Raw genomic sequence first — 13,227 nt, 5'->3', positions numbered from 1 at the left:
CGCGCGGGCCGGTTGCGGTCAAGTGTGGCCGGCGCTCAGTGTAACGGGCGCTCGGCTTTACGCGCTGTGCGGGCGCCTCGTATATAGCGCGCCATGACCCTGACCGACATGACGCAGTCTTCGTCCGAGCCGGATTACGTCCTGGCGCGCAATCGCATGGTCGACGGTCAGGTGCGCCCGCTGCAGGTCAGCGATGCGCGGATTATCAAGGCGATGCGTGAGATGCCGCGTGAGCGGTTCGTGCCGGCTGGGTGCGCGGCACTGGCCTACGCCGACCGGCCGGTGGCGTTGGGTTCAGGCCGGGTGCTGATGGAGCCGCGGATCATCGCGCGCATGCTGCAGACGGCGGTGCCGCGGGCCGGCGAGCGCGCGCTGGTGGTGGCGGCCGGCACCGGCTACGCGGCGGCGTTGCTAAGCCGGCTGGGACTGCGGGTCATCGCACTCGAGCAGGATCCGCAGCTTGCCAAGGAGGGCCGCGGCGTCTGCGCGGAACTGGCGCCGGCGGTGCGCTTCGAGCACGGTACGTTGGCTGACGGCTGGCCGGCGGGCGCACCCTATGAGCTTATCCTTATCGACGGCGCGGTTCGGGCCCTGCCGCCGGCGATGGCGGGACAATTGGCCGCGGGGGGGCGGCTGGCGGCGGTGCTCTGCCCGCAGGGGCGGGTCGGGACGGCGGTGCTGGCGGAGGCCTCCAATGGCGGGCTGCGCGGGCGGCCGCAGTTCGATGCGGCAACCCCCCTGATCCCTGAGCTGCTGGCGGGCCCGGCGTTCGAATTCTAGGGTCGCTGTTCCCAATTCATTGGCGGCTCACAACACTGGAAGCGGACGGCCGTGTTGTGGCACACAGAGCTCATGTTCGCGCGCGGGCGCTGCGAGGGCTGGGCTATCGGAGGGGCGGGGATGTTTGTTCGAACCGGCGCGGGGGTCGGGTTGGCAGCACTGCTGTGCAGCGGCACGGCTTTGGCACAGAAATATGATGGCAGCGGCGCGCCCAGCTTCATCCCTCACACGTTGCAGGAGGCATTCGCTTCCGCCTACCTGACCAACCCGCAATTGCAAGCGGAGCGCGCGAACCTGCGCGTCACCGACGAGAACGTGCCGACCGCATTGGCCGGCTGGCGTCCGACGATCACCGGCACCACCGGGCTGACCTATACGCAGGGAACGGTTCAACAGGGCACCGGTCTGGGAGGTGTCATCGCCACGCCGGGCTATACCGCCGGCGTGACCATTCAGCAGCCGATCTATCAGGGCGGCCATACCACGGCGCTCACCCACGAAGCGGTCAACCGGGTGCTGGCCGAGCGCGCCAACCTGATCGCCACCGAGCAGACCGTGTTCAGCAATGTGGTCAGCGCCTATGTCGGCGTCATCCAGAACCAGCAGAACCTGCAAATCCAGACCAACAACGAGCGGGTGCTGGTCCAGCAGCTGCAGGCAACCCAGGATCGCTTCAGGGTCGGCGAGATCACCCGCACCGATGTCGCGCAGGCGCAGGCGGCGCTGGCCACGGCACGCGCCCAGCGCCAGCAGGCGGAAGGGCAGTTGCAGACCGCGGAGGCAACCTACGAGCAGCAGGTGGGCATGCCGCCGGCACCGAACCTGATCCCGCCACAGCCGCTCGATCTGCCGGTGCACACCGAGCAGGAGGCGATGGCACAGGCGGTTTCGAACAATCCCAGCGTGGTCGCGGCACTGTTCACGCAATCCTCGGACAAGGACGCGTTCGATGTGGCGGTCTCGGCACTGCTGCCGAAGATTACGGCGCAAGCCGAGTACCTGCACGGCGTCAACCAGACCTTCAAGGGCTACCAGGAGGACATCAAGGAGGCGATCCTCAACTTCCAGGTGCCGATCTATCAGGGCGGGGCGGAGTACGCCGCCGCGCGCCAGGCGCGGCAGACCGAGCAATATGCGCGTCGGCAGGTCGACGTGCAGCGCAAGACCGCCCTGCAGAGCGCGATCTCGAACTGGGAGAACCTGCTGGCCTTCCGCGCCTCGATCCAGAGCGACCGGACCGCGGTGCGGGCCAACATCATCGCACTCGACGGTGTCGAGCGGCAGGTGATCGTCGGCACCAGCACCACGCTCGCCCTGTTGCAGCAGCAGCAGACCCTGCTGTCGTCGCAGCTGGCGCTGGTGCAAAGCCTGAGCAGCATGGTGACCGCCTCCTACAGTGTGGCGTCCGCGATCGGCAGGCTGACCGCGCGCGATCTGAAGCTGAACGTGCCGCTCTATGACGAAACCGCGTACTACAAGGCGGTCAAGGATCGGCTGTGGGGCTTGAACGACTACGCCGTCGGACAACCTGGACGGTAAGGCAGTGGCCAGGATCGGAATCTGAATGGTGAGCAAACCCATGGCTGCGGAGACAGCGGGCCGCCCGGCGGTGCAGGATGGCGATGAGGACGGTTCGATGGATACGATCCTTGCCTCGATCCGCCGCATTCTCAACGAGGACGAGGTGTCGCCGGCCGAGACCGCGCCGTCGCGTCCCCCCGAGGCGCGTCCCCCAGAGGCGCGTCCCCCCGAGGCGCGTCCCCCAGAGGCGCGTCCAAATGAATCGCGTTCGCAGGAGCGGGCCGAGGCGAAGTCGCCCGAGCCGGGGCCACGGGACGATGTGCTGGTGCTGAAAGAGACGATGATGGTCCCGCCGGAGAAGATTGAACCGGCCGCCTTGGTTGAAAGCCCGGCTGCCAAGAGTCCTGCTGATGCGGGTCCGCCGGCCGCTGCAAGCACGATCGAGGGGCTGATTGCCGCACGGACCCGCGCGGCCACCGCGCAATCCTTCGATGCGCTGCACGAGGCGCTGAGTCGCGAGGAGCCGGCGCCGGTATCCCGCGGGCCTGCCCTCCTGCGCGCCGGTGGGCCGACGCTCGAGGACTTGGTGCGCGACGAGCTGCGCGGCCTGCTGAGCAGCTGGCTCGACGTTCACCTGCCCGGGCTGGTCGAAACCCTGGTGCGCTCGGAAATCGAGAAGCTGACCAGACGCGGCTGACCGGATTCAGTCATGCTGGAAAAGAGCTTTTCTCCCGCTACTGTGGAGGCGTCGCTCTACGCGCTCTGGCAGAGCCAGGGCGCCTTCGAAGCCAAACCGGACAGCGGCCGGACGCCGTTCGCGGTGATGATCCCGCCGCCAAACGTCACCGGCACCTTGCATGCGGGTCATGCCTTGAACATGACGGTTCAGGATATCCTGATCCGCTGGCGCCGGATGCAGGGCTTTGACGCGTTATGGCAGCCCGGCACCGACCATGCGGGCATCGCGACCCAGCTTGTGGTCGAGCGGGCGCTGCGTGATGCCGGGACAGACAGGGAGGCGATCGGCCGCGAGGCGTTCATCGAGCGCGTCTGGGCGTGGAAAAGCGAGTCCGGCAGCACCATCACCAACCAACTCCAGCGGCTGGGCTGCTCGCTGGACTGGACGCGCGAGCGCTTCACCATGGACGAGGGATTGTCCATGGCGGTGCGCGAGGTGTTCGTCACCCTGCACCGCGAGGGGCTGATCTATCGCGACCGCAGGCTGGTGAACTGGGATCCGTCGTTCCGTTCGGCGCTGTCCGATCTGGAAGTCGAGAGCCGCGAGGTGCACGGCCATCTGTGGCACGTCCGCTACCCGCTGGAGGGTGAGCCAGAACGCTCGATCACGGTGGCGACGACGCGGCCGGAGACCATGCTCGGCGACATGGCCGTCGCCGTGCATCCTGACGACGCGCGCTATGCCGAGCTGGTCGGCCGGCACGTGCTGGTACCGCTGACCGGGCGCGCGGTGCCGATCATCGCTGACAGCACCTCCGACCCGGAAAAGGGCACCGGCGCGGTGAAGATCACGCCGGCGCATGATTTCAACGATTTCGCCGTGGGTCAGCGTCATGGTCTGGCGATGCCCAGCGTCCTGGATGCCGACGGGCGGGTGGACATTACCGAGATCGGGGATGGTTTGCGAGCCGTCGAGGGGGTGGCGGAACCGGACTTCGTACGCGGCCTTGCGGGGCAATCGCGCGAAGCGGCGCGCGCGGCGATCGTGGCGGAACTGGACCGGCTCGGCTTTCTGGAACGCACCGAGCCGCATGTCCACCAGGTGCCGCATGCCGAGCGCGGGGGTGCCGTCGTCGAGCCACGCCTGACGACGCAGTGGTATTGCGACGCGGGGCGCCTCGCCGGACCCGCGACCCTCGCGGTTGAAGACAAGCGGGTGCAGTTCGTGCCGCGCCAATGGGAGAACACCTTCTTCGCCTGGATGCGCGACATCCAGCCCTGGTGCATCAGCCGGCAGCTCTGGTGGGGACATCGCATCCCGGCCTGGTATGGGCCGGACGACGCGGTGTTCGTGGCCCGCGACGAAGCGGCGGCGCAGCGGGCGGCGGCGGAGCATTACGGGCACGACGTGGCACTCACGCGCGATCCGGACGTGCTGGATACCTGGTTCAGTTCGGGGCTATGGCCGTTCTCGACGCAGGGCTGGCCGCAGCAAACCGCGGCGTTGGTGCGGTATTATCCCAGTGCCGTGCTGGTGACCGGCTTCGACATTATCTTCTTCTGGGTCGCCAGGATGCTGATGCTGGGGCTGCATTTCATGGACGAGGTGCCGTTTCGCACCGTGTTCCTGCACGGCTTGGTGCGCGACGAGCGCGGTCGCAAGATGTCCAAGAGCCTCGGCAACGGCATCGACCCGCTGGAGATGATCGACCTCTACGGCGCCGATGCGCTGCGTTTTACGGTCTGCGCGCTGACCGGTCTGGGACGTGACGCCCGGCTCGGACCGAAGCGGGTCGAGGAATACCGCGCCTTCGTGACCAAGCTGTGGAATGCGGCGCGATTTTGCGAACTCAACGGCGTGGTGGCCGATCCCGGCTTCGATCCGACGCAGGTGCGCGCGCCGCTGGCACGCTGGATCTTGGCCGAGGCGAGGCAAGCGGCGGCGGCGGCGACGGCAGCACTCGAGGCGTTTCGTTTCGACGAGTATGCGGGGGTGCTCTACCGGTTTACCTGGAACCGCTTCTGCGACTGGTTCCTGGAGTTCGCCAAGCCGATCCTGGCGTCCGGCGAAGGCGATACGGCGCGCGAGGTGCGCGGGGTGGCGGCGCATGTGCTCGGGATCGTGCTGCGCCTGCTCAATCCGGTGATGCCGTTCGTGACAGAGACGATTTGGAGCGAATTTGGCTATGGCGCGCCGGGCAGCCTGATCAGGGCTGCGTGGCCGGGGGGGGCCGCGTTGCCGGATGATGGGCAGGTCGCCCAGGAGATCGAATGGGCGATCCGGTTCATCACGGCGATACGGACGGTGCGCTCGGAGATGAACGTGCCGCCGAGCCGGACGGCACCGGTGTTGCTGCGTGACGCCAACGCTGGGACGGTCGCTCGCGCCGAGCGTTGGGCAGAGGCGATCGGACGCATGGCACGGGTCTCGCGGGTGGGTGTCCTGGATCAGCCAATGCCCAAGGGCTCGGCGCAGGTGGTGCTCGACGAGGCGACCCTGGTGCTGCCGCTGGACGGGCTGATCGACCTGCGGGCCGAGGGTGCAAGGCTGCACAAGGAACTTGCGCGCGCGTGCGCGGACGCGGGCAAGCTTGAGGGCAAGCTCGCCAACGCCGACTTCATCGCACGCGCCAGGCCGGAGGTGGTGGAAGAGACCCGGGCCCGGCTCCAGGCGTTGCTTGACGAATGCAAACGCCTGGAGGCCGCCCTCGCGCGGCTTGATTGAGCCGCCTTAATGGCCGGCGGCACTCTCCTGTGGCAGGCTGGTGGGCACGACGCTGACCGGGGCGATGCCTTCCTTGCGGGTCAGGCCGATCTGGGTCGCGGTGTGCGGCGTAAGGTCGACGATCCGGCCGCGCGGCACCGGGCCGCGATCCTTGATCGTCACCGCCGCCGATTTGCCGGTCTTGAGGTTGGTGACACGCGCCTCGGTGCCGAGTGGGAGGGTTTTGCTGGCGGCGGCACTGGAGTGGACGTTGAAACGTTGGCCGTCGCTCATGTGCCGCCCCTGGAAGCGGTGCGAATAGATCGACGCCTTGCCGATCTGCTTATGGGCCGTTCGATGAGTGGCCTCGTGCGCCTGCGCGCCGGTGGCGAGCACGAGAAGGGTCAGCAAGCCGGTGAAGTGGGCAGAGCGCACGGGTAATCTCCAGTTTTGTATACGCGTCTCATGACGCGAAAACCGGGCAAAAGTTTGGCAGCGTTATGAATCGTTAAGTGTAATAACAAGCGGTACGTGATCCGAAGGCTGTGGCGCGTCGCGCTCCTGCCGATCCGGAGCGGTGTCGAGCAGGCGTTCGGCAATCCTCGGCGAGAGCAGAGCGTGATCGATACGCAGTCCGCGGTCGCGCGGCCAGCAACCGGCCTGATAGTCCCAGAAGGTATAGGCGCGGCCGGTCGGTTGCACCTGCCGCTGTGCGTCCGTGAGGCCCAGCCAGAGCAAGGCCCGCCAGAGGCCGCGGCTCTGCGGGCGGATCAGGGCGTCAGAGGCACCGAGCGCGCCGGATGCGTAGTCCTCGTCGGTCGGGCACACATTGTAATCGCCGGCGAGGACGAAGTCGGTCTCGGTGGCGAGCATGTCGCGTGCGTGTGCGACCAGCGCCGCCATCCAGTCGAGCTTGGCCTGATAACCGGTCTCGCCTCCGGAATTGCCGTTTGGCAGATAAAGGTTGCCCAGGACGAGATTGGGCAGGGCGATCTCGACGTAGCGTGCCGGGGTATCGGGCGGCAGGCCGGGCAGGGCTGTGCGGCGGGTGGTGGTTGGATGGCGGGTGAGGATGGCGACGCCGTTATAGCTTTTCTGGCCAACGATGACGGCGTGATAGCCGAGCTCTTTAAAGCGCGCGGCGGGAAAAGCCGTGGTCTCGCACTTTATCTCCTGGAGCAGCAGAGCATCGGGCTGTTGGCGTTGCAGCCAAGCCGCGACATGCGTCTCACGGCTGCGGATCGAGTTGACGTTCCAGGTCGCCAGCTTCATTCCGGAGCCAGCCTTGTTCAGTCAATTGCGAAACTGGTGCCGCATCCGCAGGAAGAGGTGGCATTGGGGTTGCGCACGGTGAAGTGCGCGCCCATCAGCGCCTCGCTGTAATCAAGCTGGGCGCCGCCGAGCAGGTCGAGGCTCACCTGGTCGACAAGGACCCGGGCCGCACCCGCGCGGATTTCGACGTCGTCGGACTGCTGCTCGGGGTCGAGCTTGAAGCTGTATTGAAAGCCGCTGCAGCCGCCGGCGAGCACGGCGACCCTCAGGGCCTGGGTTATGGTGTCCGGCTGTGCCGCGAGGATTTCGGCGATCCGCGCGGCGGCGCGCTCGGAGACGGTGAAGCGGGCGGCAAGGTCGGGAGCAGCGTTGTCCATGCCGCTGAAGATAGCGCTTCCAGCCGGTTTCCCCAAGAGTGCCGCCGATGGTAAGTCAAAGCGATGCAGAGCATGCAACCCGCGCCCTATGCCGTACGCGTCGAGACGGCGCGAGGTCGTCTGCATCCGGAGCCGGAAGCGGCGACGCGCAGCCCCTGGCAGCGCGATCGCGACCGGGTGATCCACTCCGCGGCGTTCCGCAAGCTGCAATACAAGACGCAGGTGTTCGTCAATCACGAGGGTGACTTCTTTCGCACCCGGCTGACGCACAGCCTGGAGGTGGCGCAGATCGCGCGCTCGATCGCGCGCGCGCTCGATTTGAACGAGGATCTGACCGAGGCGCTCGCCCTGGCCCACGATCTCGGACATACGCCCTTCGGCCATGCCGGCGAGGAGGCGTTGCGCGGCGCGATGCTGGGCCGCGGCGGGTTTGATCACAACACCCAGTCGATCCGGATCGTGGCCCTGCTGGAGCGCCGCTATGCCGCCTTCGACGGGCTCAACCTGACCTGGGAGAGCCTGGAGGGGCTGGCCAAGCATAACGGCCCGGTGCGTGATCCGTCGCCCTATCTCGTCGAGTATGACAGAGGCCATCCGCTTGATCTTGCCAGCCATGCGTCAGCCGAGGCGCAGGTCGCCTCGATGTCGGACGACATCGCCTATCACGGCCACGATCTCGATGACGGACTGCGCGCCGGGCTGCTGGATATCGCGGACCTGGCCGCGGTGCCGGTGGTAGGGGCGGCCCTCGATGAGGCGCGCGCCTGCTGCGCCGCGCGTCCCGGCGCGTCACGGCTGCGTCATGAGACCATCCGGCGGGTGATCGATCGGCTCGCCAGCGACCTGACAGAGGAGAGCCGACGCCGCCTCGCAGCCCTGGCGCCGCGCGATGCGGACGCAATCCGCCGGCACGACCGTCCGGTGATCGGCTTCAGCGCGGTCATGGCCGAGCAGAACGCCGCCATACGCAGCTTCCTGCATGCGCGGCTGTATCGGCATTGGCGGGTCAACCGGATGACGGTGAAAGCGCGCCAGGTCACGGCGACATTGTTCTCGATCCTGTCCGAAAATCCAGGCCTGCTGCCGGATGGCTGGCGCGAGAATGCCGTAATAGAAGGTGGGGAGGCCGCCCACCGGGTCGTTGCGGACTACATCGCCGGGATGACCGACCGGTTTGCGATCGAGGAACATCGCCGGCTGACGGACCCCGCGATCCCCGGTTGAAGCCGCCGGTGGAAGCAGTGGCAGCCCTGTTGCGATAGTGCGAGAGTAGCATCGAGCCCGTGCCCGATTCGGCCGGGTCGCGGTCGGGTGGAGATGCGATGAACCCGGTGGATGAGGACCGCGCCCTCGACGGCGAATATACCCCCGCCAGCGGGGCGCGCGGTCGTGAGGCGATGGACCCGACGACCCGCCATCTGGCGCTGATCGCCTGCGGGATCGGGTTGCTGCTGGTCGTGCTGATCGGCGGCTGGGCGCTCAGCGGCCGCCGCAACGGTGCGATCCCGGTGATTGCGGCGCCGGCGGGTCCGGTGCGGGTCAAGCCGGTCAACCCGGGTGGCATGCAGGCCGACGGGCCCGCGGGGTTCTCGCTTGGCTCGGATGGCGGCAAGGACAGCCTGGCGCCGGCGCCGGAGACTCCGCAGCCAGGCGCGCTCGCGGCCGAGGTCGAAGCCGCGCGGCATCGCGAGGCCGCCCAAAGGCCGCCCATACACGCACCGCCTCTCCAAGCGCCGCCGAGCCAGGCGACGTCGCCGCCGAAGACCACTCCGCCACCCGCGCCTCCGCCAACACAGGCACCGGACGCGTCACGTCTGCGCACCGATGCGTCGGGCGGAGCCCGCGCGGTGCAGTTGGCGGCCGTCGACAGCGATGCTGCGGCGCTCTCCGAATGGGCGCGGCTCCGTCATGCGCATCCGGAGCTGTTCGCCGGGCGCACGCCGAGGATCGAGCGGGCCGACCATGACGGGCACGTGATCTACCGGCTACGCACCCGTGGCTTTGCCGATACCGCGGCGGCGGCGACGTTCTGCGCGGCAGCGCGCAAGGCGCGGGTGGCGTGCGCGGTCGCGGACTTCTGAGCCGGGGCCGCCGATGACCGCGCCGCCACTGGCCGCGATCGTCGGCGTCGCCGGTGCCACGCTGGACGCGGCGGAACATCGTCTGCTCGCGCAACGGCCACCGCTCGGGGTCATTCTGTTCAGGCGCAACATCGTCTCGCCGTCGCAGCTTGCCGGCCTGGTCGGCGAATTGCGCGCGGTCCTGCCGGCGGAGGCGCTGCTGATGGTCGATCAGGAGGGCGGTCGTGTCGCCCGGCTGCGTCCGCCGCACTGGCACGCGCATCCGACCGCCGCCTCGCTTGGCGCGCTCTATGGACGTGACCCGGCGGCGGGCCGTCGTGCCGCGTTCCTGACCGGGGCGCTGATTGGGCTGGACTGCGCGGCTGCCGGCTTCGACGTGGTCTGCGCGCCGGTGCTCGATCGCGCGGTGGCGGGCGCGCATGCGGTCATCGGCGATCGTGCCTTCGGCCCTGATGGCGAGACGATCGTAACGCTGGCCAGCGCCTTTGCCGACGGCCTGTTGTCGGCGGGGGTGCAGCCGGTGGGCAAGCATGTACCCGGGCACGGCCGCGCCGGCAGCGACAGCCATGTGGCGTTGCCGGAGCTGGACGGAGTCGACGCGCTGGATCTGGCGCCGTTCGCGGCGCTGGCCTGGCTGCCCTGGCTGATGACCGCGCATATCCGCTACCACGACCAGGATCCGATGCAGCCCGCGACGTTTTCGCGCAAGATCCTGGAAGGTGTGGTGCGCGACCGGCTCGGCTTCGACAACCTGCTGGTGTCCGACGATCTGGCGATGGGTGCGCTCGGGGACGTCTCACCGGGCGACCGCGCGATGCGTGCGCTACAGGCGGGCTGCGATGTGGCGCTGCATTGCTCGGGGGTCCTGGCGGAGACGCGCGCGGTGCTCGAGCGCATGGCGCCGCTGCACGATGCGGCCCTGGCGCGGCTCGAACGTGCGCGCGCGCTGGCGGCGGTTCGTCGAACCGCGGCGGAGGCGGCAGCATTGGCCGCCGAGCGTAAGCGCCTGACATGCTGACCGGCGGCGCGCCTGATTGCGGGGCGCCGCTGTTGCGGCTGGACGGGTTTGAGGGACCGCTCGATCTGCTCCTGGAATTGGCGCGCGCGCAGAAGGTCGATCTCGCACGGATCTCGATCCTGCAGCTGGTCGAGCAATATCTTGCGGTGGTGGGACAGGCGCGGCTGGAACTCGCGGCGGATTGGCTGGTAATGGCGGCGTGGCTGGCGTGGCTCAAATCCAGGCTGTTGCTACCGCAGGAGCCGGGCCATGCGGAGTCCGAAGTCGAGGCAGAGATCGTGGCCGGGCTGCTGGCCGCGCGTCTCGCCGAGCTTGCCCATGTGCGACGTGCGGCGTCCTGGCTCGCGCACAAGGACCAGCTCGGTCATGACGTGTTTGCGCGCGGTGTAAGCGAGGCGCTCACCGAGGTGGACCGCTCCGGCCTGGAGCTGGATGTGCCGCGTCTGCTCACCGCCTACCTGGCGTCGATGCGCCGCGTGGCGCGACACCGGAGCTATCGTCCCCGGCCGCTCGGCCTGTGGACGATGCAGGAAGCCCTGTCGCGTCTGCGGCGGATGCTAGGCGATGCGACGGTGGATCAGGCCGGAGCTGGCTGGTGCGGCTTCGAGGCGATCCTGGCGGAGTGGCAGCCGGCCGGGGCGGCGGCCTCGATCGTGGCACAGCGCGCGGCCGTCGCGGCGGCTTTGCTCGCCGGTCTGGAGCTGGCGCGCAGCGGTGAGGTCGAGCTTGCCCAGGCGCATGCGTTCGGGGCGATCCGGGTTCGCGGCAAGCAGCCCGCGATGCTGCGTGAGGCGGCCGAGTGAGCGAGGCTGAGCCGCCCGGATTGGCGCTCCGGCTGGCGGAGGCGATGATCTTTGCCAGCGCCGAGCCGGTCAGCGAGCGTGCCTTGCTGGACATGCTGGACAGCCAGCAGGCGCTGGAGGGGAGCGGCGTCGAGGCGTTGCGCCGCGTGCTCGACGCGCTGGTGTTGCGGTATGCGCAAAGTGGGGTGCGGCCGGTACAGGTGGCCGGCGGCTGGCAGTTCCGCACCGCGCCCGATCTGGCACCCTGCCTGACCCGGATTGTGCAGCGTCCGCGCCGGCTGCCGCGCGCGGCGATGGAGACGCTGTCGGTGATCGCCTACCACCAGCCCTGCACCCGGACGGAAATCGAGGAGATCCGCGGCGTCGCCCTCGGCCAGGCGACGTTGGACAGCCTGCTCGAGGCCTCCCTGATTGCGCCGTGCGGACGCAAGGAGGTGCCGGGGCGGCCGGTGCTATGGTCGACATCGGCCGCGTTCCTGCGGCATTTTGGCCTGCGCGACCTGCGCGATCTGCCACGACGCGAGGAACTGCTGCTCGAACCCACGGTTCCGGCCATGCCGGAGGCATGCTAACACGACGCGCCGCCAAGGAGACACCGAAAGCCTATGTTCGACTTTGCCTGGTCCGAGCTCGCGCTGATAGGCATCGTCGGGCTGATCTTCATCGGGCCTAAGGACATGCCCACCGCGATCCGCGCGGTCACCAACGTGCTCAAAAAGGGCCGCAAGCTCGCCGGCGAGTTCCAGACGCATGTCGACGAGATGGTGCGCGAAGCCGATCTCGGGGACGCGCGGGAATCGTTTCGCGAACTGCGCGGTATGAATTTGCGCGGGCAGGTGATGAAGGCGCTGGACGGCGACGGCAGCCTGCGTCGCACCCTGGCCGACAATCCACTGAGCGCCGTGCCGGCCGCCTCGGCGACGACGCTGCCGGGCGCGCCAACCGAACTGGGCAGCCAGGTATCGGTCTCGGGCGCCGAGCTGCTGCGCGCGCGCAACCGGCCACATAGCTCGGTGACGCCGATGCAGGAGGCGGAGCCGATGCCTGAGGCGGACGATCCGGCGCCGGTGGTGATCCCGCCGCGGACTGCCGCCCGGATGCGTCGCGAACGCGCTGTTGCACCGGCGCCGGCATTCATGCCGCCAGGGGTCAGGCGACCCTTTTCGGACCTGTTCTGAGCGGGCTGATAACGTTGGAAAAGCCCGTGCGTGAGGATGTTATCAACGACGAGCCGATGCCGCTGCTTGCGCACCTGGTGGAGCTGCGACGTCGTCTGATCTGGTCGGCGGTAGCGTTCCTGCTGTGCTTCCTGCTCTGCTACCACTTTTCCGCGCGGATCTATCTGTTCCTGGCACACCCGCTGGCCGAGATCATGCGCCAGAAGGGGGAGCAGCCGCATCTAATCTACACGGCGCTTTATGAGGCGTTCTTCACTTATCTCAAGGTTGGGATGTTCGGGGCGGCCTTTCTGTCGTTTCCGGTGGTGGCGATCCAGGTCTGGATTTTCGTGGCCCCCGGCCTGTATCGCAGCGAGAAGCGCGCCTTCGCGCCGTTTTTGATCGCCACGCCGGTGTTGTTTTTGCTCGGCGCCGCATTGGCCTACTATTTCGTGTTTCCAGTGGCCTGGCGGTTCTTTCTCAGCTTTCAGACATCGGCGGGCCATGACGGGCTGCAAATCCAGCTCGATGCCAAGGTCAGCGAATATTTGGCGCTCGTCATGAAGCTGATCATGGCGTTCGGCATCGCCTTCGAGTTGCCGGTGGTGCTGACGCTGCTCGCCAAGGTCGGCATCATCAATTCGAAGGGACTGAAGAAGATGCGCCGTTATGCCTATGTCGGCGCCTTCGTGGTCGCGGCCGTGCTGACGCCGCCCGATGTCATTACCCAGACGATCCTGGCGGTGCCTTTGATCATCCTCTACGAAGTCTCGATCATCTCCGCGCGTATGGTCGAGCCGAAGCCGCTGGCGGAGGAGCCGGTCTAGTGCCCGCGG

Annotated in this window: 14 protein-coding genes; 11 read left to right on the top strand and 3 right to left on the bottom strand. The window is 68.0% G+C overall.

The window, feature by feature from the left end:
- The first annotated feature begins 108 nt into the window (after window positions 1-108).
- The 4 genes from ACQY4K_RS03955 to ACQY4K_RS03940 all read left to right on the top strand — a co-directional run bounded on the left by ACQY4K_RS03955 (window position 109) and on the right by ACQY4K_RS03940 (window position 5,704).
- Window positions 109-780 carry a protein-L-isoaspartate O-methyltransferase family protein gene (locus ACQY4K_RS03955; protein WP_428393598.1) on the top strand — a complete coding sequence of 224 codons (672 nt, stop codon included), beginning with the start codon at window positions 109-111 and terminating at the stop codon, window positions 778-780.
- 120 nt (window positions 781-900) lie between these two features.
- Window positions 901-2,319, top strand: coding sequence for a TolC family outer membrane protein (locus tag ACQY4K_RS03950; protein WP_428393596.1), 1,419 nt, complete (start codon window positions 901-903; stop codon window positions 2,317-2,319).
- A 40-nt stretch (window positions 2,320-2,359) separates the two neighbouring features.
- Window positions 2,360-2,998: a DUF2497 domain-containing protein gene (locus tag ACQY4K_RS03945; protein WP_428393594.1), complete on the top strand. Its 639-nt coding sequence runs from the start codon at window positions 2,360-2,362 to the stop codon at window positions 2,996-2,998.
- Between the two features lie 12 nt (window positions 2,999-3,010).
- A complete protein-coding gene (locus ACQY4K_RS03940) occupies window positions 3,011-5,704 on the top strand; it encodes a valine--tRNA ligase (RefSeq protein ID WP_428393592.1) in 2,694 nt (897 codons plus the stop codon).
- A 6-nt stretch (window positions 5,705-5,710) separates the two neighbouring features.
- Here ACQY4K_RS03940 and ACQY4K_RS03935 read toward each other — a convergent pair whose 3' ends face one another.
- From ACQY4K_RS03935 to ACQY4K_RS03925, 3 genes are all read right to left on the bottom strand, one after another.
- Complete coding sequence (locus tag ACQY4K_RS03935; RefSeq protein WP_428393590.1) at window positions 5,711-6,118, bottom strand: septal ring lytic transglycosylase RlpA family protein; 408 nt, start codon at window positions 6,116-6,118, stop codon at window positions 5,711-5,713.
- A 63-nt stretch (window positions 6,119-6,181) separates the two neighbouring features.
- Complete coding sequence (locus ACQY4K_RS03930; RefSeq protein WP_428393588.1) at window positions 6,182-6,955, bottom strand: exodeoxyribonuclease III; 774 nt, start codon at window positions 6,953-6,955, stop codon at window positions 6,182-6,184.
- Window positions 6,956-6,972: 17 nt separating this feature from the next.
- Window positions 6,973-7,332 carry a HesB/IscA family protein gene (locus ACQY4K_RS03925; RefSeq protein WP_428393586.1) on the bottom strand — a complete coding sequence of 120 codons (360 nt, stop codon included), beginning with the start codon at window positions 7,330-7,332 and terminating at the stop codon, window positions 6,973-6,975.
- A gap of 72 nt (window positions 7,333-7,404) precedes the next feature.
- On the opposite strand from ACQY4K_RS03925, the gene ACQY4K_RS03920 reads away from it, so the two are divergent.
- The 7 genes from ACQY4K_RS03920 to tatC all read left to right on the top strand — a co-directional run bounded on the left by ACQY4K_RS03920 (window position 7,405) and on the right by tatC (window position 13,218).
- Window positions 7,405-8,556, top strand: a complete 1,152-nt coding sequence (locus tag ACQY4K_RS03920) for a deoxyguanosinetriphosphate triphosphohydrolase (RefSeq protein WP_428393585.1) — start codon at window positions 7,405-7,407, stop codon at window positions 8,554-8,556.
- Between the two features lie 98 nt (window positions 8,557-8,654).
- On the top strand, window positions 8,655-9,413 hold the full coding sequence (locus ACQY4K_RS03915; protein WP_428393583.1) for an SPOR domain-containing protein: 759 nt from the start codon (window positions 8,655-8,657) through the stop codon (window positions 9,411-9,413).
- A 13-nt stretch (window positions 9,414-9,426) separates the two neighbouring features.
- The gene (nagZ, locus tag ACQY4K_RS03910; protein ID WP_428393581.1) at window positions 9,427-10,431 is read left to right on the top strand and encodes a beta-N-acetylhexosaminidase; all 1,005 of its coding nucleotides are present in this window, start codon (window positions 9,427-9,429) and stop codon (window positions 10,429-10,431) included.
- Window positions 10,425-11,234 (top strand): segregation and condensation protein A, encoded by an 810-nt coding sequence (locus ACQY4K_RS03905; protein ID WP_428393580.1) that lies wholly within the window; start codon window positions 10,425-10,427, stop codon window positions 11,232-11,234. Before nagZ ends, ACQY4K_RS03905 begins: the two co-directional genes overlap by 7 nt.
- Window positions 11,231-11,806, top strand: coding sequence for an SMC-Scp complex subunit ScpB (gene scpB, locus ACQY4K_RS03900; protein ID WP_428393578.1), 576 nt, complete (start codon window positions 11,231-11,233; stop codon window positions 11,804-11,806). The genes ACQY4K_RS03905 and scpB overlap by 4 nt, the downstream gene beginning before the upstream one ends.
- A 33-nt stretch (window positions 11,807-11,839) precedes the next feature.
- Window positions 11,840-12,412, top strand: a complete 573-nt coding sequence (gene tatB, locus ACQY4K_RS03895) for a Sec-independent protein translocase protein TatB (protein ID WP_428393576.1) — start codon at window positions 11,840-11,842, stop codon at window positions 12,410-12,412.
- Window positions 12,413-12,468: 56 nt separating this feature from the next.
- Window positions 12,469-13,218, top strand: coding sequence for a twin-arginine translocase subunit TatC (gene tatC, locus ACQY4K_RS03890; protein ID WP_428395955.1), 750 nt, complete (start codon window positions 12,469-12,471; stop codon window positions 13,216-13,218).
- Window positions 13,219-13,227 lie beyond the last annotated feature (9 nt).

The sequence above is a fragment of the Lichenicoccus sp. genome (genome assembly GCF_965276875.1).
Classification (GTDB): domain Bacteria; phylum Pseudomonadota; class Alphaproteobacteria; order Acetobacterales; family Acetobacteraceae; genus Lichenicoccus.
This window is presented reverse-complemented; position numbering and strand designations above follow the sequence as displayed.

Coding starts and splice junctions, on each gene's coding strand:
- ACQY4K_RS03955 (WP_428393598.1), top strand. CDS start 109: ATGACGCAGTCTTCGTCCGAGCCGGATTACGTCCTGGCGCGCAATCGC.
- ACQY4K_RS03950 (WP_428393596.1), top strand. CDS start 901: ATGTTTGTTCGAACCGGCGCGGGGGTCGGGTTGGCAGCACTGCTGTGC.
- ACQY4K_RS03945 (WP_428393594.1), top strand. CDS start 2,360: ATGGCTGCGGAGACAGCGGGCCGCCCGGCGGTGCAGGATGGCGATGAG.
- ACQY4K_RS03940 (WP_428393592.1), top strand. CDS start 3,011: ATGCTGGAAAAGAGCTTTTCTCCCGCTACTGTGGAGGCGTCGCTCTAC.
- ACQY4K_RS03930 (WP_428393588.1), bottom strand. CDS start 6,955: ATGAAGCTGGCGACCTGGAACGTCAACTCGATCCGCAGCCGTGAGACG.
- ACQY4K_RS03925 (WP_428393586.1), bottom strand. CDS start 7,332: ATGGACAACGCTGCTCCCGACCTTGCCGCCCGCTTCACCGTCTCCGAG.
- ACQY4K_RS03920 (WP_428393585.1), top strand. CDS start 7,405: ATGCAACCCGCGCCCTATGCCGTACGCGTCGAGACGGCGCGAGGTCGT.
- ACQY4K_RS03915 (WP_428393583.1), top strand. CDS start 8,655: ATGAACCCGGTGGATGAGGACCGCGCCCTCGACGGCGAATATACCCCC.
- nagZ (WP_428393581.1), top strand. CDS start 9,427: ATGACCGCGCCGCCACTGGCCGCGATCGTCGGCGTCGCCGGTGCCACG.
- ACQY4K_RS03905 (WP_428393580.1), top strand. CDS start 10,425: ATGCTGACCGGCGGCGCGCCTGATTGCGGGGCGCCGCTGTTGCGGCTG.
- tatB (WP_428393576.1), top strand. CDS start 11,840: ATGTTCGACTTTGCCTGGTCCGAGCTCGCGCTGATAGGCATCGTCGGG.
- tatC (WP_428395955.1), top strand. CDS start 12,469: ATGCCGCTGCTTGCGCACCTGGTGGAGCTGCGACGTCGTCTGATCTGG.